We start from the raw sequence: 24,496 nt of genomic DNA, 5'->3' as shown, positions 1-24,496 counted from the left end.
ACCACAATTTTGACTTTTGAAATTAGATATATTTTAATTTTAAAATGATTGTTGTTTTACATACATTTCAAAAAACATTAAAAATAATTTCTTTGAAACACTCCTTATCATGTTAAATTTCAAGCAACTATTATCCCGTAATTTTCTATTCTGTCAGAATTTCATCATGTAGATTCTAATACCTACTATCTTTAATGAAATACACCTCTTAAAATCAGGAGGTGTATTTACGTTGTTTAGTCTCATTATGTATTATCTTCTTTTATAGGTGTACGCGACAAAAATAGCTACACCCATAGTGAGAACGGTTATAATTGAAATTGTTTCAATTGAAATTCCACTTTTCATCTGTGTGTTTTCTTTTTCACATGAAAAAAAGAATAATACTGTCATTAACAGACAGCCTAATAGTAATTTTTTAATCATAAATGCATTTGTTTGGTTATTAGTAATTTATGATCAAAAAGTATACCGATTTTGTAGACTAATGAATATTATTTTAAAGATTCATCAATTCCAATAGTTGTTTATGTTTCGTAATCCTGTTAGTGACTTACTGATGCTGGAAGTACCGATACACATGAAAAGGTTGGTTACTCCTGATTATCAGTTTCTTTTTCATTCCAATAATAATTGTCCGGATAATTTCTTGTTCCAAATACGGCTGTTCCTATTCTTACCATCGTTGAGCCTTCTTCAATAGCGGTTTCAAGGTCTCCGCTCATACCCATTGAAAGTTCTTTCATTTCAATATTGGGAATGTTTTCCCGGATAATTTCCTGTTGTAAGTTTTTCAGTATTATAAAGCATTGTCTTACCTGCTCCTTCTCTGCACTGAATAGACCGATGGTCATCAGGCCTTGTACCTGTAAGGTTGAAAATTTTGAAACCTCTCTGATAAAATCTACTGCCTGGTTGGGTTCGATACCAAATTTACTTTCTTCATTCGATGTATTGACCTGGATCAGAACCTTTATCGTTTTATTTTCTGCTAAAAGTTTTTGATGTAATTTTTCAGCAAGATCCAGCCGGTCAAGAGATTGGATGCAGGTGACTTTGTATTTCAGAATGTCTTTGATTTTATTGGTTTGCAGGTGACCGATAAAATGATTTTCATGATCAGTATCTTTTAAAGCCTCATATTTTTCTTTAAGTTCCTGAACTTTATTTTCAGCAATCAGAGTTTGTCCATTTTCTAAAGCAATTCTAATGCGGTCAGGGCTAACGGTTTTAGTCGCTAATAATAGTTGTACTTCCTGAGGATTTCTCCCGCATTTTACACATGCCTGACGGATTCTGTTTTGGATGACTTCCAGGTTGTGAAGGAGGTCTTCTTTCATGGCTGAGGGGTTGTTTGTGCTTCCAGTTTTTTGATCAATCCTGCTTTTACCGCGGTAAGGGCATGATCTTTAGCTTCTGCAAAAGAAACGGCATATTTTCTTTCAATATTTTTCAGTTCTTCCGGAAACCGGTCAAGCAGTTGATCATAGAACGAATCTAAAAATTCTGCAGATGGCATCTCATACTTAATCTTTAGCTGAAAACGTCTTAATAAAGCCGTGTCTATGATTTCTGCGTGATTGGTGGCACAAAGTAATAATGCATTTTCGGGATAATAATCAATCAATTGAATAAGAGTATTCACCAGCCGTCTCATCTCGCCCACATCCTTGTCATCGCTTCCTCTTGCTTTTCCGATTTGGTCGAGCTCATCAAGGAAAAGAACAGATTTTTCCCTTGAAGCTTTATCAAAGATCATTTTAATATTTTGAGAAGTTTCCCCGATACGCGATGACACGATATTGCTTAAATTCAAAATGATGATATTTTTCCCAAGAGCATTGGCGATAGCTTTTGCCGTCATCGTTTTCCCGCACCCTGAACTTCCTTCCAGCAGAATTTTATTATTAACGGGAAGGCCGTATTCCTGCAGCTCTTTCAGAAAGTTGTGTTCCTTAATCAATTGTACAAGCTGATCCCGATTGCTTTTATTTAGAAATACTTCGTTGAGACTGACCTGTTCTTTATCCTGGATAATAAGGTTGTAGAGATTCATAATGCCTGTTAAATGTTCTGACAAAGATAAAGCTTATTCATTGTAGTGTAACATCCTGATTGGGAATAAAAGGCTAGGCCAGGCTTATGTGATGGCTGGGGAAAAAAAGAAAAGCCGGACGAACGCCCGGCTTGACTCATTTGGATATTAAAACTTGTTATGAAACTAAGATCTTCCTGCTATGTTTTTAGGGCCCTTTTACTCCCAGTGAGTAAAAGAGCGATCTGAATCACCAGATTAAAAACATAAAACAATATAATTAGTATAGATATTCTATAGGCTACCTTATTTTAGAATTAGTTTCTTTCTCTTCTTACTGTCATGAAATAGGATGCGAAAACAACTACACATGTTGCGATACCGATATAAGTTATCATTTTGTATTATTTTTAATTATTTGACTTTTTTTTATTAATCTTTCAATTGCAATATTACAGCTTTCAAATCATGTGCCAAAATAAATGACCATGATGTATATCAGTATATTACGGGTGTTTGTGTTCATGTATTAGTGAGTTTTTGTTTAAAAGAAATTAATATGTTATTTAAAATTTATTAACATATTAATTGTTTTATTTATAAAATTTTATAAATTTGACAAGCGATTAAAGACTTATATATTGGACTTGATAAAACAAATAACAAGCAATGCTTTGCATAATAGTGACGCAATGTGAAATTTCTGACTGTAAAATTTTAGCGTAAAATACATTTTAGTGTTAAGAAAATTTATTTTTCACGAATGATTTTTCCCGCGGAATTTTTGTCACCTGTCATATTTCATGACACTTTATGTGACAGTATAAAGAAGAATATGATCACCTTCAGGAAGTCAGCTATTCATACAAATTAGTTGTTTAAAAAAATAAACCGTTATGTATTAACAGGTTAAAATGATTAATCGATGAAAATCAACAGGAAATCATATGATGAACATAGCCCCATCATTACCGTCTTTTAAGAATACAAATCAGTTTTTAGTATTTTTGCAGTAAAGAATACATATGGGACGCAGTTATATTTTCCTTGCTCTGGCAATTATATTTGAAATCATAGCTACTACTTTTTTAAAGAAGTCGGAAGAATTTTCAAAATTGTGGCCCTCTCTGGTTACGGTTATAGGATATGCCTGTGCTTTTTATTGTCTGAGTCTCACCCTTCGTCAGATCCCTGTCGGAATTACCTATGCCATCTGGTCCGGAGTAGGAATTGTTTTTATAACAATGATCGGAGTAATAGTGTTTAAACAGGTGCCTGATTTACCGGCTATTATAGGAATCCTATTGATTGTCCTTGGAGTGATTATTATTAATGTATTTTCGAAAATGGGAACCCATTAAACAATGATATCCTGGGTGGTCTGGAGCCGTTTCCAATGTTGAGATTTACTTTTGTACAGGAAAAATTTCCCTAGTTTATATTTGAATTGTAAATAACCGCGGAATTCAATTCCATTAAATAAAGTATACGGAATATCAGGGTTTTCTTGTAATGATTGCCTTATTCCTCTTGTGAATACAGCAGGACCTGTTGTTGCATGTACGTCATTAGGGTAGCAGTGGTTTTCAATATTATAAAGTATCAATTCTAGGGTTTTCTTTAAAAAAGGATGGTTTTGGCTGAAAATAAGCGCCCACTGAACATACAGGTTTTCGTGTCTTTCAACACTGATGACAGCTTCATCCTCCTCATATATAAGCTCTCGCAAAGGCTTTGTAATTGCGCTGTCTACATCCAGGTACACGCCTCCCTTTTTATAGAGAATAGCATAACGGAAAAAATCAGCTTTTGCAGCTCCAATGGTTAATCTCTGATAGCAGTTAATATATTCCGGAGGAAATTCTTCAGATAAAAATCTTTCTATGTCACTGTCTTCGTAGAAAAAATAATGGTATTCAGGATTTTTTCTTTTCATATTCCAGATATGAAACCTGGTCAGTAACGGAAGTTTCTTTGTTTTGAAGGTCTGAAATATTTGTTTGGGTATGGCCATATTCTATGTATTTGTCATCTCATTAATAAACCCTGCATTTTCAAAGGGAATTCATGCTATGATTGGTTTCATGGAAATAGTAATACAGGTGGAATTGCTTATGGTAGCGGTAACTATTAGTTTGATGTGACCGACTTGTTTTATTCTACAAAACTAGAATGACCGGATTAGAGACGCTTGTGAATAGAATTAAAATATGATTAAAGGAATTAAGATAACATTAGAAAATTGTTAAGTAAAATTAATATAGAAAGTCAAATCATGAATTTCGGTAGCAGTACAAATGAAAAAACTCCCGCTGTTGTGGAGTTTTATGTATTTAATTAATGGATAATTGAAAGTTGAAAACGGAGATTGGGATTGTAGTGGAGTGGTGGTGTTCTTATAACAGAAAGCTTACATTACGCTAAATGAATGGTGAAGAATCTTTATCAATACAGTTTTTGATCCTTTTCGCAATAAAAGCTTCTTCTTTTCCCTTTACCGGTTTGTTTTTTGATCAGTTTCTGCCCGCAGACAGGGCATAGAGATTTTGTATGAACGAGCCAATGTTTTTTCAATGTAAACTCCCTTTTCCATCTCAGGAAATCAAAGCTGTAATTTCTCGCCTCTGCAATGAGCTCATTAAGCTTTTTTTTGGGTAAATTTCCCAACAGACTCTCAGGTTGGACTCCGATTCTGAAAAGTACTTCATTCTTAATAATATTTCCCACACCTGAAAAAATATCCTGATCCATCAAGGCATCACAGACCATCATGTCGGGGTGCGATTTTAATTTCTTTTCTGCTTTTTTGGGATCCCATTCGTCGCTCATAATGTCAGCTTTCCAATCAATGGTGGTAAGGAACTCCATTTCAACGGCTTTAACGGAACAAGTGTAAAAATACATGGCGCCTGCGGAGAAGAAGAGTGCGAGTCTCAGGCTTTGATCGGGTTTTGTCTGTTCATCAATGCTGTACGACCCAAACATTAATAAATGAATCCGGATCACCAATCTTTCAAAAACAAGATAGGTTTGTTTCCCGAATGTACGGATCTCAAGCAGAATTTGTCCAAGTAAAGGCTCTTTATCAAATTTAGCGTTGCCTGAAGCTTCTGTAACTTGTTTTCCGACAAATGGCTGCAGACTTTCTTTCATTAAAATTATGGAGGGACCTTCAGGCATGGTATTTATTTTCAGATAAAACTTCAAATACTATTCCGTTAAGCAAAAAATACCATTTACAAGAATAAAAAAGGTCAGAATCTCCGGAATATTCCGACCATTGGTATATATTTACTCTAAGTTTTATCGTTTTTGCCCTACAAATCGAATAACAGAACCTGTTCCGTTATGAAACAGGCCTTCATTAAGCTCAATTTCCACTTCTTTAAGCTCTTTAATATCATAATCAGGAAAATCGGCGCTGATTTCCTCTATTGAAAATAATGATTCAAGATCTCTCGGCCCGCCCACTTTTTCATTTTTTGTGACATATCCGAGATGTTTCTTACTGAAAGCTTCAAAAATAACGAATCCACCTTTACGGAGATATTGATCCAGCATCCGATGCACAGCAGATTTTATATCTCCGGGAAAATGAGCATAGATCAATGCAATGACATCAAATTGCTGTTTATTAAAACGAAGAGTCTGCAATTCTCCCACCTGATAATCGATGCTTACGTTGTTTTGTGCAGCAAGTTGCAATGCTTTGTTTCTGCCCTGTTTACTGATATCGAAAGCTGATGCTTTCCAGCCCTGCATAGCAGAATATACAGAATTACGCCCTTCACCGTCTGCCGGGAATAAAATAGTTCCGGGTTTCAACGATGCCAGTTTTTCTTGTAAATACAGATTGGGTTCAGTTCCGTATACAAATTCTTCCTGAGTATATCTTTCATTCCATTTCTCAAGCCAGGTATGATCTCTCATTTATAATAGTTTTTATTTTCCCTCAAATGTAAGATGTTTTTGCCTGTAATGATCAACGTAAAAAACTGTGGTAACCATAGATTTTTTGAATGATTGCATATATTTAAGAAATCTCCCGATGCTATTCCATAAAACTAAAATTTGGAGTAATTTTGAAAAATGATGAATTTAAACCAGATTTTTACCAATCAACGTACAGGAAACAATCCACATACTAAAGCTTCAAGAACTGATTTTCAAAGAGATTTCGACAGAATCATCTTCTCATCCGCCTTCAGAAGATTGCAGAATAAGACACAGGTTTTTCCGCTTCCCGGAAGTGTTTTTGTACACAACAGGCTGACGCATTCACTTGAAGTGTCGTCTGTAGGAAGAAGTTTAGGGAGTATAATTGGTGAATTCATTGCCGAAGATTTCAAAAATGACCTTACTGAAGAGGCAAAAAACTTCTACCTGTATAATTTAGGGAATGTGATTGCTGCAGGATGCTTATGTCATGATGTAGGTAATCCGGCATTTGGTCATTCCGGTGAAGACGCTATTGCGAGCTATTTTGAAAGAAATGAAAAGGACCTGAAAGACAAATTCAATGATAAAGAATGGGCGGATCTGGTCAATTTTGAAGGTAATGCCAATGCCATCAGGGTGCTGGCTCAGCAGCAGCAAGGAAAAGATGCCGGCGGTATCCAGCTTACCTTTTCAACATTGGCAAGTATTGCCAAATATCCATGTGAAGCGATTGCCAAGAAAAAAGGAATTATCCACCGTAAGAAATTTGGTTTTTTCCAGAATGAAAAAGATATTTTCCTTGAAATTGCCAAAGGAACCCAGCTTATATCAGAAAGTGAAGAGCCTCATATATTTAAAAGGCATCCGTTTGTCTGGCTGGTGGAAGCTGCCGATGATATCTGCTATAATATTATCGATATGGAAGATGCCCACAGGCTGGGAATTGTCTCTACTTCCGATTGCGAAAACCTTTTCTTTGAATTGGTAAAATCAGAAAGTAACGATATTGATCGTGTTAAGAATAAACTGACTTCCATTTCTAATGAAAATGAAAAGATTTCCTACCTTAGAGCAAAAGCGATCAATGCCTTAATCAATAAGTCTCTGGAAATCTATAAACAAAATTTCAAAACCATTCTTGAAGGAAATCTCGGTCAGGGACTTCTGGATATTTATAAATCAGAAAATTCTGCCCTGCAGGATATAGAATCCTTTTCTATCGAAAAGATTTACAACCACAAAGCCGTTGTCGAAATTGAGAATGCGGGTTACAATGTAATGTACGAATTGCTTGACCATTTCATTCCTTCTATCCTGAAACCTGAAGATGAAAGAAAGTCATATGATAAAAAAGCACTGAAGTTGCTCCCGAGACAATTCGTCTATGAAAACGGAACAGACTATCAGAAAGTATTGGGAATCATCGATTTTGTTTCAGGAATGACGGATAATTACGCTACCGATTTATACAGAAAGATTAAAGGAATTGATATCGGGATGACCGTTTAATTTGAAAATAAGTGGTATATTTATAGAAATCGCCAACCATTGTAAAATCGTTTTTTCCTTTTAAGGTTAAAATTGATGAAGATGATTAACGAAGCGTATATTTTTAACGACTTATTATAAAAATTAAACCATGGGTATTTATCTTGCTCCCGTTATCTTTTTCGGGCTAATCATTTTATTCGCATCGTTTTTTGTGGTAAAACAAGAGACTGCAGCGATTATTGAACGTTTTGGAAAATTTCGTGCTGTAAAACATTCCGGGCTGCATCTTAAGCTTCCGATTATTGATCAGATTGCCAAAAGGCTTAATCTCAGAATTCAACAGCTCGATGTGATGATTGATACAAAAACATTGGATAATGTTTTCATCAAAATGAAAATTTCTGTTCAGTATCAGGTCATCCGAAGCCAGGTCGGTGATGCCTATTACCGATTGGAAAATCCGGAAAATCAAATTACTTCTTTCGTTTTTGATGTGGTGCGTGCTGAAGTTCCAAAGCTGAAACTGGATGATGTCTTTGTAAGGAAAGACGATGTTGCTATTGCTGTAAAAAGTGAACTTCAGGACGCGATGAACAGCTATGGGTATGATATCATCAAAGCTTTAGTTACAGATATCGATCCGGATGAGCAGGTAAAACATGCGATGAACCGTATCAATGCGGCAGAAAGGGAAAAAACAGCTGCGGAATATGAATCCGAAGCACAAAGAATCCGTATTGTTGCCGTAGCCAAAGCAGAAGCAGAGTCTAAAAAATTACAGGGGCAGGGAATTGCAGATCAAAGAAGAGAAATTGCCAAGGGCCTTGAAGAATCCGTAAGGATGCTGAATAATGTAGATATCAATTCACATGAAGCATCAGCGCTTATTGTGGTGACCCAACATTATGATACTTTGCATTCGGTAGGAGCGAGTAACCGGAGTAATCTGGTTCTTCTTCCCAATTCTCCGACTGCAGCCAGCAATATGCTGAACGACCTGGTTGTAGCGATGACCACTGCCAATACAGTGGGTGAGGCTACAAAAGGAAAGTATCCGGATCCGCCTAAGAAAGAAACGGGCTACTAGATAGGAAAATTGAAAGTTGAAAGTTGTGGTAGCCAAAAGCAGAGGGAGGTATAAATATTTTTCAGATCGGCTTAGATAAGTTGACATATTTTCTCTCTGATACTAATTTTCAGCCTTGCATCGAACCTGTAAAATAAAAAAATCTCCTGAAATTTCAGGAGATTTTTTATATAATTACTTTTTCGTTTTAGAAACTTGTTCTACCAATGTGTATTTTATAGAAGAGGCGTCAGCCGGAGGATTAGCTATTTTTTCTGTTTTTACTTTCAGAACATATTCATAGCCAGGTTCGTATGTGAATCCTTCAATATTGCTGTAGAAGTTGGTCCAGTTTTCTGAAGCCTTTTCCTTTACCTGCATACATTTCATACGTCCTGCCCCTGCAGAGCAATCTACGGTCTGAGAACCTACAATAATTGTTTTCTCGTCAGCAGACAAAGCCTCTTTTTTTACTTTAGAAACCTGCTTTACAAGAGTGTATTTTATGGAAGATCCATCAGCCGGTGGGTTAGCTATTTTTTCAGTTTTTACTTTTAAAACATATTCATATCCAGGTTCGTAAGTAAATCCTTCAATGTTGGTATAGAAATTCGTCCAGTTTTCAGATGCTTTTTCTTTTACCTGCAGACATTTCATAGGAGCTACCCCTGTACAATCTGCAGTTTGTGGTCCTACAATGAACGTTTTTTCATCAGCTGAAGATAAACTGCTTGTTGTAGTACATTGTGTCATTGCAAATAATGCCAATGCGGGTGCTGTTCCTTTTAGAATTGTTGCTAAAATTTTCATAAACTTGATTTTTACGCCATACCTCGCAATTACCGTGCCGAAATTTTTTCTGAAAGTGTCGTAGTTCTGCTATTGTTTTTTCATTTTTTAATTGTTTAATTTGAACTTCTTACTATTTGTAACCAGAAGACATAATTTTTACAATAAATATGGAAAATCAAATTCAAGTTGAAAATTATAAGATTCAACAACCTGAAATGTGGGCAGGAACTATCGGAGACCAGGAATTACAAGACCGAATCAAGGACTCTGAATTTGCGAAAAAACAGATTAACGAAGGACGGGATTACTGTTATTTCCTAGACAAAAAATATTACAGCAGCAATACTGAGAACAGTGAGTACATCTTTATGGCTTACACTCTGAATGAGCCCGGAAACTTAGAAAGAGCTTCTGTTTCAGATGTTATTGTCGAAGAAAATGAAGTTTATCAGATCCACAGAATCAGTGTTTTAAGAGATGGAGTGCTTATTGACAAAATCCCGGATACCAAGATTAAAGTACTGGACAGCGAAAATCAAAGCAGCGGCGGTGTTTTAAGCAGTAATAAAAAAATCAATATTACAATAAAAGATCTCAGGCTGTATGATGTTTTAATTTTAGAAGATACCAGGGTAAAAGTATTTACGGATCGTGATTTTCTGAGAAAAGCATTTTCAAAATATGTATGGGTGAGTCCCGATAATTATTGGGCTTATGGTAGCTTTACGTTTACATTCATCAACGAACGTGAACAGACAATAGCGTACAAAAAGACGTTCTTCAGGGATGAGATGGGAAATGTTCTGGAACCGGAGATTAACCATTTAAAGAAAGGAGAACAATTTGTTATTGAAAAGCAGAATTATATCAATCCTGTAGACTCGGGACGTGAAATATTTCCTTATATAGATTTTGCTACAGAAAGTAATTGGAAAGACCTTTCAAACTATATTACCCCGATGTACGATGAGGTTATCAGACAATCTTCAGTCAAAGATTTTGCTCCTAATCTTATTGAAAAGCTGGATGCCATTTCGGATATGGATGAAAAACTTCAGTTTGCGATTGAGTATGTTCAGAATCATATCTATTATGTATTCAATGCTGACGAGATGAATGGACATAAGCCACAGGAACCGTCCGTAACGTATGAAAATAAGCAGGGAGATTGTAAAGCAAAATCTGTCCTTTTAAAAGTTATCCTTGATTATATCGGAGTTGAAGCTTCTGTGGTATTGGTTAATTTCAATACCGATTATTATATTAAATATTACCTTCCATCATTATTAAGCTTTAATCATGTTGTGGTAAAAGTGAATTATAAAGGGGAAGAATATTTTATTGATGCAACAGTACGTGATGAATTCGGGTTGATTGAAAACAGAGGATTTTTGTATTTTATGCATTATCTGGAAGTGAAAAAAGACCAGGAGTTGCAGGTAAGGAAATCTTACAGGTTTCCGTATTACTGTGTGAACGAAAAAGTTGATTTCAATGTTCAGGGCAATTCCGGAAAACTTGATCTGGTTACCATTTATAAAGGGAATCGTGCCAATGCGATGAGAAGGTATTTTAAAAATACCAACAAACGAGAAATCATCGACAGCTGGAACAGTTTCCTATTTTATAGCCTGAATTATTCCAACGACAGGAACGGAACCGATGTCAGAAATATATTCAAAGATGCTGCTATTGAAGTAGAAAGTGATGATAAAAAACTGAATGAAGTAAAGATCCGCTATACAGCTACCGTTGAAAATCCGTATTATGTAGATCCGCAGAAGACGCGTTTCCTTATGTACTTTGACCGAAACCTTGTAAAGGCAGCAGCAAGGGATTTTATGCATAAAGACCTCCCTTTCTGGCATAATTATGATAGTGAAAAGTATGAAATCAACCTGTATACAGACCAGAAAATTGATACAGGAGAGAAATATACGGTGCAGGAAAGTACCATAGCGAATCCTTATTTTGACTTTAAAAGCCGTAAGAAAATTGCTAAAAACGGAGCCAGTGTGTTTATCGAATATAATCCTCTTGTAAACCTCGAAATTCCGCAAGCTGAGTTTGAAAGGTTCAGGGAAGATCATCATACGGTTGCTGACAGTAATTTCGGGCTGGGAATTGATATTATCGAGCCGGGGTTGTTAAATAGTCTGAAATTTAGCTTTAAGAAAAAGTTTAAATAGTTATCTATCTGATTTTGAGAATTCGGGGGCAGCGAAGCTGCCCCCGAATTCTTTAGACACCATAAGCGGCGGGTAGAATTTACTTAATTATTGTATCTTCGCCTGAAATAGCTCCACTTCAACAAATTTAATAATGCATAAAATATTACCTGTTGCTTTTCTTATGGCAACATCTTCTTTAATCAGTGCTCAACAGAAGCAACTTAAAAAAGAAAATGTCATCGGTTTCTGGAAACTAAAAGAAGCCGGTTTCTATGAAAATAAAAAGAAAATCGTTAAAGATTTTGACAATTGCCGCCTCATGAGGAATTATGCAATCCGTGAAGACGGTTTTGCGGTTTATAATTATATTGAAGGAAGTGTAGGGGATTGCAGTCCGTCCGAACCGAGACTTTCTCTGTGGAGGATTATAGATGACAGAATCCAGTTTTATGTGGACGATAAGAATATTCTCGAAGAAGTGGTAGTGACTTTTAATAAAGATAAAACCATGACATTTTCTGATTACAAACCGAAGCCCGTTCACGTGGATGGAGATAGGCTGGCAGAAAAAGTAATGAATACCATTCATTACAATATTCTCGAAAAACAATACTGATAAGATGTGGCAGGCATTATTCTCTTTTGCACTGTCTTTGTTGATAGCAAAAATTAGTATACATTACGGTCAAAGTAAATTGCCGCGAAGTATTGAATTTGCGGCAATTTACTTATACCTGCTGTACATTAACTCATAAAGAAATTAGTCTTCTCCCGAGGTGCTCTGAGGCTGTGGACTATTGTCTCTGAACTTTTGTTTACCAATCAACAACTCAAAAAATAACCTGAAATCTGAAATCAGAGACCACAACGGATATTTGAATGTGGCAGGCTTATTTCTTTCAATTACTGCGTGGCTGAACCAGGCAAATCCATAGCCAAAAATAGGGACGTACCATAGAAAACGTTCTTTTCCCGAACTGATGACATAACCGATCACGAAAAAGACAAGCAACGTACCTATAAAGTGGAAAATTCTTGTCCCTGTTTTACTGTGCTCGGTAAGATAAAACTGATAAAATTCCTTGTATGTTTTTATTCTTTCAGACATGGCCAAATTAGTTTAGGGTTTACCCAGGATCTGTAGCAATAAGTTTGCCGCTTTGATAAAACAAAGAAAGGGCAAAACTGCCAGAGGAAAATGTAATCATTACCTGTTTGCAGTTTTGCCCTTTCAGTATAGTGCAGTTTTAATTTTAATTATTTCTTAATTCTTTTCCGAGTTTACTGTTCTTGTATCCGTAGAAGAAGTAAATAACCATCCCGACCAGGAACCACATCCCAAACCAGAACCAGTTTTCATGGCTCATCCCGGTAAGCAGGTACAGACAAGAGCTTAGCCCGATTAAAGGGATTAAAGAAAGGTTTTTCACAAAGGCCACGATACACAAGATCAGATTAATGACAATAAAGAAGAAAATAGACGCTCTGAATTCTCCCTCCTTAGCATCCGACCAATCCATTAATGTATGGAAAAATTCTGGTTGCCAATAGTAGAAAGCGATCAATCCACCGATGAAAATAACAGGGAATATGATTTTACCATTTACATACGGAAGGTGAAATCTGCCTTTGATTTTTTCTTTGGCAGGAAGTACAAGAACACCTGCACATACCAGTACGAACGCGAAAATAGTTCCGATACTCGTGAAATCAAGGATAAAGGTCTTATCTGTAAATAAAATAGGGATCCCTACTACAATTCCGGTAACAATCGTCGCATAAGAAGGAGTTTTGTATTTTGGATGCACTTTCTGAAACCTTGCAGGCATCAGCCCGTCACGGCTCATCGCATACCAGATTCTCGGTTGCCCCATTTGGAATACCAATAATACTGTCGTAATCGCGACAATAGCCACAAAGGAAACAACAAGCTCCATCCAGGCTACATTAGCGTTGGTTTTCTCAAATATAAATGAAAGCGGGTCACCTACACCATCAAACTTTTTGTAATCTACCATCCCCGTTAGGACCAATGTTAGAGCAATATAGATGACAGTACATAAAACAAGTGAAATGATCATTCCCTTGGGAAGGGTCTTCTGTGGATCTTTTGTTTCTTCCGAAAGTACACTCAGGGCATCAAATCCTATATAAGCGAAGAATACCCCAGATACGGCACTCATTACACCGGCAAAACCATTAGGCATAAACGAAGGAACTCCTGTCGTAGGACTTACGGGCGTCCAGTTATCAGTATTGATATAAGCAAACCCAACCAGAATAACCAAAACAATTACCCCCAGTTTTAGAATCACTAAAGAATTGTTGAAATTTTTACTTTCCTTTACTCCAACATAACAAAGCCATGTAATTAGGCCGTTGATCACCAATGCAGGAATGTCTACAATGAATTTCAGGCTTCCGATCATAGGAGCGGTTTTCCAGGCGTTTAAAAGTTCTTTATTTTCGGAGCCGTTTTTAACAGCTTTCATCGCTTCGGTATAGCTGCAGGTCAGATAATCAGGAATGTGCATTCCCAAACGGCCTAAAAAGCTGGTAAAATAATCCGACCATGAAAAGGCTACATAGATATTACCAAAAGAATATTCCATGATCAGTGCCCAGCCGATGACCCAGGCAATCAATTCCCCAAAACTCGCATAGGCATAGGTATACGCCGAACCGGCTGTAGGAATCCTGCTGGCAAATTCAGCATAGCATAAGGCCGTAAAGCCACAGGCAAAACCACAAATCAAATATAGAAGGATTACACCGGGACCCCCTCTGAAAACGGCTTCCCCCAAACTACTGAAACTTCCAGCTCCTATAATCGCCGCAATACCAAAAAATACAATGTCCCATACACCTAAGACCCTTAAAAGTCCCGTTGAAGTATCTGTATCTGAATAGATTTTTCTTCTAAAAAGTTGACTCATTCAATAACTATATTTGATTTGAAAAAAAGCAAATGTAATGATTTTTTATTTTGATGTTAACAGTTGTTAACGACATTTGGATAAAATTGCTTGGCAAACAACCTTTAGTCTTTATAAACAGGTATTTCCACATAGCTGTCATTGTACCATTTGATCTCTAAGGGTTTCCCCGCATCCTGAACCGTTTCATCACTCACATTTTTACCGGTTCCGTAATTGATCTGCCAGTTGGGATTCTTGTTAACACCTACTAATAGTAATAATTTACTTCCTTTTTCTATTTTTTTACTCATGAATATTGAGTTATTTACAGGAATTTGCTCAATGACATCCGGAGTCAAAAGCTTTCGTCCAGCATTATCTTTTGCATAGCTTGCTCTTACCATGTGTGTTGATAATAAAAAAGATTTGCCGTCAGGTTGTATCTGATAGAGTGAAGTTTCAGTATCAAAATCTTTTTTGTTAATGGAAACATTAAAAAATCCTGATATATTTCCACTGAAGATCATCTCTTTATCAAGTACTTCACTTTCAAATACAATTGAATTTGTTGTTTTAATGCTGTCTTTTTTACCGGATTTATAATAGGTGTCTTTATCATCCCTGATCGTGAAATCAACGGTTTGACTGGTAAAGTCTTTTTTCCCGGGTTTATTAAATACTGATGAAGTGTTTTTCAGATCTTGAAGATAAAACTTGAGGGTGGACGTGTGCATTTTATCAAGACCGGATACATGTTTCCATGTATTGGTGTTCATAACCTGAAAATTGATCCTGTCTTTTAACAGATCAGGCTTTTTACCCCCTTTTAGAATATAATCGAACCATGAAAATGCAAGATCGTCAATACTAATACGCGCCACAGGATCAATAGGATTGCCATTCACGTAGGTGAATCCGAAACTTTGTGCCCCTCCATGATTATAAGGACCAATAACCACATAATGGTCTGCATTTTTATTATATTGATGATGTTCCTTATAGTAGTACAGAGCACCGATCTGGTCATCATCATAATATCCGGTTGTCGTTAAGATCGGGATATTTATTTTACTGAAATCTTCCTTGTAAGGAATCATTTTCTGCCAGTATTGGTCATAGCCCGGATGATCCAGCCATCTCTGAAAGATTTTGCTAGGCTTACCGCTTATCGAATCAAGCGACCGGAATGCTTTGCCACTCTTATACCATTTTGTATTGATGGAATCCCATTTTGCAGCATTGGTAAAATCTGCTTCATCTGTCAATTTATTATTGGTAACGTACTGTATCCACTGCAACATATAGCTCATGAAGATATTGTTCTGCGCAGGATAGTCGATTCCGATACCTACTGCAACCTGCGGAACTATTGTTTTTAATGCAGGGTGTAGTTTCTTTACAGCAGCCCACTGGCTGAAACCCAGGTAGCTTCCCCCGATCATTCCTACTTTTCCGTTGCTCCATGGCTGTTTGCTCACCCAGTCTATTACATCATAGATGTCTTCCGACTCGTGTTCAAAAGGATTGTTTACGTTATTACTGTTTCTTTTTCCGCGGGTATTGACTACAGCTCCTACATAATTATACGTAGCAGCTCTTTTTCCAAAAAAATCATCTATCTGGCCTGCATAGATATTGCTCGTCAGAATAACAGGCAGTGGAGTGGTATTCTGCTTTTTCCTGACAATAGTAATCGTTAAGGTATTTCTGTTTTTTAAGGTAATATCCTTGGTTTCTGTAATGAACCTTTCTTTATCTTTTGAAACCAGCAGTTGCATAACCTGTGGTTTAATTCCTGAGAAGGTTTTGTAACTTACATAAGCTTTACATAAAGCCAGGGCCGTTTTATAATCAATACTATCTTTATCTTTTTGTTTATTCAGTATTTTTTTAAATTGCTTTCTTGATTCCGGCACATTGGCGTCCAGACTTAGTCCCAGTCTGGGAATCAGCTTTTCAGGAAGGCGGTCATATTTTTGATTAAAGACTTTCTGAAGTGCATTGGAAAAGGTCATATTATTTTCCTTTTGGGCAAGTTTAGCCCTGCTATACAATTCAAATCCCATAAGTCTGTATCCGCCCATATTGTGATCTGCAAAAAGAGATCGGTTTTCAGAAAGGCTTGCTATTGATTGTTGATAATCCTGAGTGGCCATCTGTAGACGGAAAAGGTTGTCCAGATAATCAACTTTGTTTTCAGGTTTGTACTTTGCCGACTGAAGCTGAGTGATTACCTTCAGTGCAAGTTGAGGCATCTGTTTATCCAGAATAACAGAGTCTGTGACTGCCGTTTTCGGAAAATAAAACTTTTGTGCCTGGATCAGGTTGACAAAAATTAATGCTAAAAGTATCTTAAATTTCATGTCAGAGGATGTTTATGGTATGTTTTTAGCTGCTGTTGAAAGAGTATCGGGTCAAAATATGTTTTTGATACCTGATTGTTAAAATTGTTTACATTTTTTAGCAAACTAAAGTAAGAAATTTTATCATGATACAGTGAAATGATTTTCATTGTTGTTAAATCATTATTTTAGGTTTTACCTCTGTTAAAACTTGCTTAAACAATAAGTTTTTAATATTTTCGTTAACTTATTTAGACTAATTTTCTTATATCAAGAAGAATGAAATCAAAAAAAATACTTTTAGCGGCTGCTGTGATCTATTTCGGAATCTCCGATGCCCAACAGTCCCAATATTTTACCCAGAAAGAAAATTATAGATTCAATCTAGCTGAAAATCTTTATCAGACAAAAATATACAACGCCTCCCAGTATGAATACGCAAGACAATACTTCTATAATCAGAATTTGTCCCGTTCAAAAAAGGAAGGCGCTCAATTTTTTGATAATGTGATTGGAGTTATTCTTCAGAAAAACCATGCTGAAGAAGGGTTGACGGCTTTTATCAAAGAATATCCGAATTCTGCTTATTTTGCGCAGGCCAATCTTCCTCTGGCGGATTACTACCTGGCTAAGAAAGACTTCGATAAAGCATTGGAAACTTTGAAAAAAGTAAACCAATATCAGCTTTCAAAAGAGGAAAACACGCAGTACATTCTGAAACTGGGATATGCCAAATATATGACAGGAGATTCTAAAGGAGCCATTGATGCTCTGGAAGAAGCCTACAAAACGGCAGATCAATCTCAAAAGGGAGACATCGCTTATATGCTTGGGCATTTATACTATAGCAACAGACAGAATGATAAAGCTTTCCAATATTTTGATTCTGTAAAAAATGATGATAAATTTTCAAAGCTGGTACGTCCTTACTATGTAAAGATGTACTACAACGATAAAAACTATGATCAGGCAATCTCTGAAGGAAATGCTTTGTTGAACGAAAGCATTTCGGAATCTTACAAAGCTGAGGTTCATAAAATCATCGGGGAGAGCTATTTTATGAAGAATGATTATAATGCTGCATACCCTCACCTGAAAGATTACCTGAATGTACAACAAAACCCGTCCGAAAACGATTTGTATGAAATGGGATTCGTTGCCGCTCAGTTAAAAAAATATGATGAAGCGGTTTCTTATTATAACCAGCTTCTGAACAGTAACTCTGCACTGGCACAAAATGCTTACTATCAATTAGGAAATGCTTATCTGGCGGTAGATAAAAAACAGGAAGCCCTTTCTGCATTCCGTTCTTCTTACCAGATGGATTATGATGCCAAAGTGAAAAAGCTTGCTCATGAGCAATATGCAAAACTGAGTTATGATATCGGAAACCCTTTTGAAAGCCCGTCAGCAGTTATTCAAAGTTATATCAATGAAAATCAGAATGGTGCCAATGCTTCAGAAATGAGATCTCTGCTGGTGAAATCATATCTGTATTCAGGAAACTATAAAGAAACCTTGAACGCCATCGACAGGCTGCAAAGCTCGACTCCTGAAATCAATAAAGTAGACCAGGAAGTTTCTTATTTATTAGGAACAGAGGAATTCAATAAAGGGAATTATGACGAGGCTGAAAAGTATTTCTTGAGAAGTCTCGCTTTTAATATCAATAAAGAGTTTAACAGCAGGGCATTGTACTGGCTGGCTCAGGTCTATTATCAAAAAGGAAATTATCCTTCTGCTATCGTTCGTTATGAAAAACTTCTGAACGAGAATTTCCCTGAAAAGCAGCAATTACCTTATGATTTAGGGTATGCTTATTTTAAATCGAAAAAATTTGATCAGGCTTCCACTTATTTTAAACAATATCTGGCCAATCCAAAACCTGAGTTTAAAAATGATGCCGAACTTCGTCTCGCAGATATCCATTATGCCAATAATGATCTGAACGAGGCGATCGCTATTTATGATAAAAATGCTGATGCTACAGATTATACTTTATACCAAAAGGCTATGGCTTTAGGATTTAAAGGAGATACGCAGGCGAAGATCAATAATCTGAAAAACCTTTTATCAAAATATCCGGATTCGGAATATTATGATGATGCTCAATATGAAATAGGAACGGCCTATGCTGCTCAGGATGATTTTGCCAATTCCAATGATTATTTTGGAAAAGTGATTAAGACTTCTTCAGACAAAGATCTCATTGCCAATGCTTCGATCTACAGGGCACAGAATTACATCGACCAGAATCAGAATGATAAGGCACTATCTGAACTGACAGCTTTGGGAGAGCAGTATAAAAATACCGCTTACGCTCAAAAAGTTGTTCAGGCGGCAAAACCAATTTTCACAAAGAACGGGGATGTTGCCGGATACCAAAACTTCGCCAGAACTATCGGCGTGAATGTTGACGCCTCTGAGATCGATGAGATCAACTTATCTACGGGAAAACAATATTTCTCTAAGAAAGATTATAAAAACGCAATCTCTTATTATGAAAAATATCTGACGCAAAACCCTACAGGCGAAGGATTGTATCAGGCGAAGTATGAACTGGGAGAAAGTTATTACCAGACCAACAATTCAACAAAAGCTTTACTTGTATTGCAGGAAGTGGCTGGGATTCAGAATGATTACCAAGATGACGCGCAAACTCGTTTAGCTCAGATTTTTATAGCACAAGGAAACACCACGGAAGCTAAAAAGTATCTTGAAGGCATTAAAAACTCTTCAGATATCAGTATTAAAAACTATGCTAATGTGGAGTTGATGAAATTATATGCTGAAGAAAAGAACTTCTCCGAAGCTGAAAAACTGGCGAATGCCGTAATTGGTAACTCCAAAAATTCAGCGGCTGTGATCGAAACGGCAAAAGTAATCAAGGCGAGAAGTCTGATGAATTCAGGGAAAGATAAAGATGCTCAGTCTGCCTATGCTTCTCTTGAAAAATCATCCAATACCTCGGTAGCAGCAGAAGCGCTGTACGCAAAAGCATACTATCAGAATAAAGGAAAAGCGTTCAAATCTTCGAATGAAACAATCTTTAAACTGGCCAATAATTATGCATCAGAAGAATATTGGGGTGCAAAAGCGCTGGTACTGATGGCGAAAAACTATATCGGGCTGAAGGATAATTACCAGGCAAGTTATACATGTGACCAGATCATTGCCAACTATAAAGATTTCCCTGAAATCGTAGCTGAAGCTAAAGAGGTTAAAAAGCAAATTAAAAAATAGGATTGAAGATGTTTAAGATAAGTGCCTATTCTTTTTTAATTTCTGCTTCGCTCTGGAGCTGTATCCCAGCCTATAATGTTTCTTCTAAAGAGTTTAGAAAAGCAAAGGCGGATTTTCCAAAACAAAAGGTTTTTGTGGCTAATAAGAATCTTAAAAAAGAATTTGAAATTCTAAAACATTCCAAGATTTATGATATTGTAGAAGACAGTACTCAAGTGATGAAAATAACATTGCATCCTATGGAAACCCGTACTCCGGCATGTGGAAATCCAATGATCGGAAGTATGATGACATTAGGATTGGTGCCTTCAGGGTTTCCCTATGATATTTCTTACAGCTATGATACTGTTGAAAATAATACAACGAAAAATTATCAATACAAATTACAGGTTTATCAAAGCCTTTGGCTGTTTAATATATTCAGACTGGGCAAAACTTTTTCAAAACAGTCAGGGAAGGCTTTATTAGGCAGTTATATTGCTTCCAATAAATAAAACCGTTATATTTTTCAAATAAAGAAAATATGAACAGAAAAATTCAATTATTATCCATATTATTTTTAGGGGTTTCGCAGTTTGCGTTTTCCCAGATCAAGGAGGAAAAGCTGGTTCTTAATAAAAAAAGAGAGCCGGAAGTGAAGAAGATCGAGAAGAAGAAAACTTCCGTGGAAACTATTAAAAATTATCCTCCGGAGGAGAAGTCTCAGAATCCTGTCAAATACAATATTACAGACGTTCCTGCGGTTTCGGATTTTAAAACTTCAACGATCCAGGGAGAAGATGTAGCTCCTAAATTTGACGGAACTGCCCAGAATAATTATTTCCAGTTCGGAATGGGTAATTATGGAAAAATCCTGTTGGATGGGAATGTTTCCAAAACCCTTGAAAACAAAATTGAAGTAGGAGGTGATGTTCATGTTTTATCGACCAGCGGTCTTAAAAAAGATTACGACTGGAAATCAAAACAGACATCCGCGGCTTTTGCTGCTTTCCTTAATTCTTATGGCAAAAAAGGGAAATTCAATGTAAATGCCGAATATGGTTTAAATAATTATAATTATTACGGAATTTATGCTATGCAGCCTTCTGCAGATGTTGATCTGAAGCAGAATGTAAATCAGTTTAAGGTCAACGGATATTACGACTTCTATTCCAATGAAATTTTAAATGATGTACGAGTGAAATCTTCTTTCCTGAAAGATCATTTCAGTGCTTCAGAAAATCAGGTTTCCGTGCTTGCAAATTTTTCAAAACATGCGGTAGAACTCGGGAAATCAGGAATTAATCTTAATGCCGATTTAGGAGTAGGACTTGAGTCTGTAAAAACAGATTTTGAGTTGCTGGATAAAAACTCTTCCAATTTCTTTAATACCAATTTAACTCCGAAAGTAACTTTCAGAAAAGGCGAGTCTTATTTGATGTTAGGATCAGGATTTTCTTTCCTGAATGCTAAAAACTCAAACAGACAAATGGATGAGCTGAAGAACAATAAAACGTACTGGTTTCCACAGGCTGAATTCCAGGTAGCTGCTGCTAAAGAATTTAAATTCTATGGTGGAGTAGACGGTGGTCTTAAACTCAATACGTATTCTGATCTTTTACAGGCTAATCCTTTTCTTGTTTCTGACCAGTATCTAAAGCCAACAGAAACGAAATATCATTTCTATGTGGGATTAAGAGGAGATATCGATGAAACATTGAAATATGACTTCTCTGCAGGATTCGGAAAGATGAAAGATATTATGTTCTTCAGGGCTAACGGACTTTTTGATAATACATCAGTGAATCGTTCCGCATATAACTTTGCCAATACATTCTCTGCCGTTTATGATGACGGAAATGTGAGCGATATTAAAGGTAGTATTCAGTATTTCCCATTAGCAAACTTAATTATTGACGGGGATTTAAGGTTTACAAAATATAATTTAAAGAATTTTGACAATATTTATAACGTTCCTTTGTTCAATGCGAGCATCGGAGCTAAATATACAATGCTGGATAAAAAATTATTACTGGGCTTCAAAGGAATCTTTGCAAGTGACAGAACAACAAACTCTTATGCGATCGAAGGTATAGGCGCTCATAATGTAATTTATCAGTCTACGGAGAACACGAATGATAAAGTTGGGGGGTATGCTGATTTAAATCTTTCCGCAGAGTATAAAATTCACAAAAATTTCAGTATTTTCGCACTCGGAAATAATCTTCTAAGCTCAAAATACCAGACATACAAAGGATATAAAGTCTTGGGTGCTCAGATTCTGGGAGGAGTGAAGATCACTTTCTAAATCATAAAAAAGCAGTGAATGATAGGTAATCGTCTTATTTTCATTACTTATCATTCATTACTAATGAATACGGCTGCATAGTTTAATGGATAGAACTTCGGATTTCGGCTCCGACAGTGAGGGTTCGAATCCTTCTGCGGTCACTTAAGGAGACAACTATTTATTAGTTATCTCCTTTTTTTATCCGTAAATGCTTAGTTATCAAATTTTTAAAATTTGACCTTTTGTGTTCGATGTTTTAAACGTAAAATACTTAGTCTGTTTGAAATAAACAGTCTGAAAGTGCCACAATAGGCTTGTAATCTACAATCATTAAGATTTCGAATTCTCCTTAAGGTTAGAGCTTTTTTTCTCTTTTGAATTATTGTAGGTTTTTGCTACTAAATATAGCAATTCTAATATATCCTTAGCTTCTTTCTCATTTACCTGAACACCATTCTTGGCCAGAATAATAATCGCTTGTTCTACTGAAACAGTTCTATCAATGAAATTCATTTTTCCTATTGTTTTTTCGATTACTTTTTTTTGACAATATTTTTGAAAATGCTGGCTTAAATTCTAATGAAAGGTCTCCAGTTTTATAATCAATATCAATAGGAGGAATAAGATTCACAAGATGCTTTTTATCTGAAGTATCAAACTCGACAAATTTTTGGAAAATCTCACGAAATGTCTTATTTTCCATTTGATTCATTTTATCGATTACTCTTAAATTAAGAGTAATGTCACGCTCTTCTTTCTTCAGATTTTTTGTGTTGATTTGACTTTCTTGTTTTAATTCATTATAATCATCGATCTTTAATATTCCTGCTATAAATAATTTCCTTCCTCGAGAAAGCGTTAATTTTTCCTCTTTTATCTTTCTGTCTACTAATTGTTGAGCATACAAATAATTCGCTTTCTGAGTCTTTATATTCTGATTTTCCAAAATATTCTTAAACAACTCCATCGTGTTATCTGCTAGTATTAATTCTTGAAGTTTATTTTGATAACTGTCATTAAGTAAAACTGCACCAATTCTAATTTTGCAACGATTGTCGCAATGGTAATAGGGATATCTATTCTGCTTACCTTTTGAAAAACTTCCGGTAAGTTTTCGACCACAAACAGGACAAGTCAAAAAGCCTCGAAGAAAAAACATTTCTTTTAAATCATCTCTTTTAGCTGTCATTTTTCTTTTTGTATTAATGACAGATTGAACTTGATCAAATAATGCCTCAGATATTAATGGTTCATGTAATCCCTTTATCATCTGTCTTTCATTAGAATTAAGTTTAACTGATATGATTCCACAATAAATTGGATTGCGCAAAATCCGGAAAAAGTATGATCGTGAGCATATCAATCCTTTCTCATTAGCTATTTTACTGATTTCAGATATTTTGTGATGATTTTGAACAGCTTGACTGAAAGCCCATTTTATAATTTCAGCTTCCGGTTCTTTAGGTACAATAGCTTTTTTACCATCAATTAAAGTTACGTTGATAAATCCTATGGGAGCTTTATTTGGATATCTACCCATTAACTTAGCTCGACGAATACCATTAGAAGTATTTTGAGCTCTTCGAGTATTTTCTGCCTCTGGAACGGCTAAATATACAGCCAACATAACAGTACTTTCAGGCACGGAGAAATCAATAGGTTGATCGATAGCCATTGCGGTTGTCTTATACTTCCGAAGCTTTCCAATCATTTCGTAAGCATATTCGACATTGCGACTAAATCGATCCCATTTAATAAATAATATATTTTTATCTTCTGATGACTTCTTTTTAATTTCGGAGAATAATTCTTTCCACTCTGGACGATTGAAATTTTTAGCAGAATAGTCTTCACGATAAATTCCTTTAACTTCGATATTGTTGTATTTACAATATTTCAATAATCTGTCTTCCTGCTCCGGTAGGGAGTAACCTTTTCTTTTTTGTTCGTCAGTACTTACTCTGACGTATAAGTAAGCTGTTTTCATAAATGTGACGTAATTAACACCTAATTTAAAAACATTTAAGTTAGGTTTTTATACGAAATATATGCTTCAGACCAAATAATGAAACTGACAAGAATATCTTTAAATTACGGTTACTATATATTTTAATGTACCAGATTTATTTTTACACTAAAAAGAACAATTTTATTTCTCTATGGATAGTATAATTTTAAAAACAAGTAGTATTTTATATATCTAACTTTGGTATATTATTGCCTTAATTTG

General features: G+C 35.8%; 19 protein-coding genes and 1 tRNA gene. 9 read left to right on the top strand and 11 right to left on the bottom strand.

Annotated features, from left to right (window positions below):
- Positions 1–593: 593 nt before the first annotated feature.
- Entirely contained in the window at positions 594–1,340 is a 747-nt protein-coding gene (locus M030_RS0110010; RefSeq protein ID WP_027373378.1) for a YggS family pyridoxal phosphate-dependent enzyme, read from the bottom strand.
- Entirely contained in the window at positions 1,337–2,056 is a 720-nt protein-coding gene (locus tag M030_RS0110005; RefSeq protein ID WP_027373377.1) for an AAA family ATPase, read from the bottom strand. The genes M030_RS0110010 and M030_RS0110005 overlap by 4 nt, the downstream gene beginning before the upstream one ends.
- Before the next feature lie 1,004 nt (positions 2,057–3,060).
- Between M030_RS0110005 and M030_RS0110000 the strand changes: the two genes are divergently transcribed.
- A complete protein-coding gene (locus M030_RS0110000; protein WP_027373376.1) occupies positions 3,061–3,396 on the top strand; it encodes a DMT family transporter in 336 nt (111 codons plus the stop codon).
- On the opposite strand, the gene M030_RS0109995 is transcribed toward M030_RS0110000, so the two are convergent.
- The 3 genes from M030_RS0109995 to M030_RS0109980 all read right to left on the bottom strand — a co-directional run bounded on the left by M030_RS0109995 (position 3,393) and on the right by M030_RS0109980 (position 5,965).
- Entirely contained in the window at positions 3,393–4,049 is a 657-nt protein-coding gene (locus M030_RS0109995; RefSeq protein WP_027373375.1) for a glycosyltransferase family 32 protein, read from the bottom strand. The genes M030_RS0110000 and M030_RS0109995 overlap by 4 nt on opposite strands.
- A 431-nt stretch (positions 4,050–4,480) precedes the next feature.
- The gene (locus tag M030_RS0109985) at positions 4,481–5,215 is read right to left on the bottom strand and encodes a DNA-formamidopyrimidine glycosylase family protein (RefSeq protein ID WP_027373374.1); all 735 of its coding nucleotides are present in this window, start codon (positions 5,213–5,215) and stop codon (positions 4,481–4,483) included.
- 123 nt (positions 5,216–5,338) lie between these two features.
- Positions 5,339–5,965: a class I SAM-dependent methyltransferase gene (locus M030_RS0109980; RefSeq protein WP_027373373.1), complete on the bottom strand. Its 627-nt coding sequence runs from the start codon at positions 5,963–5,965 to the stop codon at positions 5,339–5,341.
- 162 nt (positions 5,966–6,127) lie between these two features.
- Between M030_RS0109980 and M030_RS0109975 the strand changes: the two genes are divergently transcribed.
- Complete coding sequence (locus M030_RS0109975; RefSeq protein ID WP_027373372.1) at positions 6,128–7,483, top strand: deoxyguanosinetriphosphate triphosphohydrolase; 1,356 nt, start codon at positions 6,128–6,130, stop codon at positions 7,481–7,483.
- A gap of 130 nt (positions 7,484–7,613) precedes the next feature.
- Positions 7,614–8,552 carry an SPFH domain-containing protein gene (locus tag M030_RS0109970; protein ID WP_027373371.1) on the top strand — a complete coding sequence of 313 codons (939 nt, stop codon included), beginning with the start codon at positions 7,614–7,616 and terminating at the stop codon, positions 8,550–8,552.
- Positions 8,553–8,726: 174 nt separating this feature from the next.
- On the opposite strand, the gene M030_RS25890 is transcribed toward M030_RS0109970, so the two are convergent.
- Positions 8,727–9,341 (bottom strand): DUF4377 domain-containing protein, encoded by a 615-nt coding sequence (locus M030_RS25890; RefSeq protein ID WP_081735578.1) that lies wholly within the window; start codon positions 9,339–9,341, stop codon positions 8,727–8,729.
- 149 nt (positions 9,342–9,490) lie between these two features.
- Here M030_RS25890 and M030_RS0109960 point away from each other — a divergent pair, with 149 nt between their 5' ends.
- Both M030_RS0109960 and M030_RS0109955 read left to right on the top strand, forming a co-directional pair.
- On the top strand, positions 9,491–11,512 hold the full coding sequence (locus M030_RS0109960) for a hypothetical protein (RefSeq protein WP_027373370.1): 2,022 nt from the start codon (positions 9,491–9,493) through the stop codon (positions 11,510–11,512).
- Positions 11,513–11,645: 133 nt separating this feature from the next.
- Positions 11,646–12,110, top strand: coding sequence for a lipocalin family protein (locus M030_RS0109955; protein WP_027373369.1), 465 nt, complete (start codon positions 11,646–11,648; stop codon positions 12,108–12,110).
- Positions 12,111–12,254: 144 nt separating this feature from the next.
- Here the strand turns inward: M030_RS0109955 and M030_RS23970 are convergent, their stop codons facing one another.
- The 3 genes from M030_RS23970 to M030_RS0109940 all read right to left on the bottom strand — a co-directional run bounded on the left by M030_RS23970 (position 12,255) and on the right by M030_RS0109940 (position 16,775).
- Entirely contained in the window at positions 12,255–12,602 is a 348-nt protein-coding gene (locus M030_RS23970) for a DUF962 domain-containing protein (protein ID WP_034722405.1), read from the bottom strand.
- Between the two features lie 145 nt (positions 12,603–12,747).
- Positions 12,748–14,430 (bottom strand): APC family permease, encoded by a 1,683-nt coding sequence (locus M030_RS0109945; protein ID WP_027373368.1) that lies wholly within the window; start codon positions 14,428–14,430, stop codon positions 12,748–12,750.
- Positions 14,431–14,534: 104 nt separating this feature from the next.
- A complete protein-coding gene (locus M030_RS0109940; protein ID WP_027373367.1) occupies positions 14,535–16,775 on the bottom strand; it encodes a CocE/NonD family hydrolase in 2,241 nt (746 codons plus the stop codon).
- Positions 16,776–17,033: 258 nt separating this feature from the next.
- Between M030_RS0109940 and M030_RS0109930 the strand changes: the two genes are divergently transcribed.
- The 4 genes from M030_RS0109930 to M030_RS0109915 all read left to right on the top strand — a co-directional run bounded on the left by M030_RS0109930 (position 17,034) and on the right by M030_RS0109915 (position 22,427).
- Positions 17,034–19,997 (top strand): tetratricopeptide repeat protein, encoded by a 2,964-nt coding sequence (locus M030_RS0109930; RefSeq protein ID WP_027373366.1) that lies wholly within the window; start codon positions 17,034–17,036, stop codon positions 19,995–19,997.
- Between the two features lie 8 nt (positions 19,998–20,005).
- Positions 20,006–20,491: a hypothetical protein gene (locus M030_RS0109925; protein WP_027373365.1), complete on the top strand. Its 486-nt coding sequence runs from the start codon at positions 20,006–20,008 to the stop codon at positions 20,489–20,491.
- A 29-nt stretch (positions 20,492–20,520) separates the two neighbouring features.
- Positions 20,521–22,284: a TonB-dependent receptor gene (locus tag M030_RS0109920; protein WP_027373364.1), complete on the top strand. Its 1,764-nt coding sequence runs from the start codon at positions 20,521–20,523 to the stop codon at positions 22,282–22,284.
- Between the two features lie 71 nt (positions 22,285–22,355).
- Positions 22,356–22,427: transfer RNA gene (locus M030_RS0109915), tRNA-Arg, on the top strand.
- A gap of 169 nt (positions 22,428–22,596) precedes the next feature.
- Here M030_RS0109915 and M030_RS0109910 read toward each other — a convergent pair.
- Complete coding sequence (locus M030_RS0109910; RefSeq protein WP_002978681.1) at positions 22,597–22,779, bottom strand: hypothetical protein; 183 nt, start codon at positions 22,777–22,779, stop codon at positions 22,597–22,599.
- Positions 22,766–24,253: a recombinase family protein gene (locus M030_RS0109905; protein WP_027373363.1), complete on the bottom strand. Its 1,488-nt coding sequence runs from the start codon at positions 24,251–24,253 to the stop codon at positions 22,766–22,768. Before M030_RS0109905 ends, M030_RS0109910 begins: the two co-directional genes overlap by 14 nt.
- Positions 24,254–24,496: the final 243 nt, after the last annotated feature.

Origin of the sequence: Chryseobacterium sp. UNC8MFCol (assembly GCF_000482305.1) — a bacterium.
Taxonomy (GTDB): Bacteria; Bacteroidota; Bacteroidia; order Flavobacteriales; family Weeksellaceae; genus Chryseobacterium; species Chryseobacterium indologenes.
The sequence above is the reverse complement of the archived record's forward strand: the minus strand, read 5'-3'. Positions and strand labels throughout refer to the sequence as shown.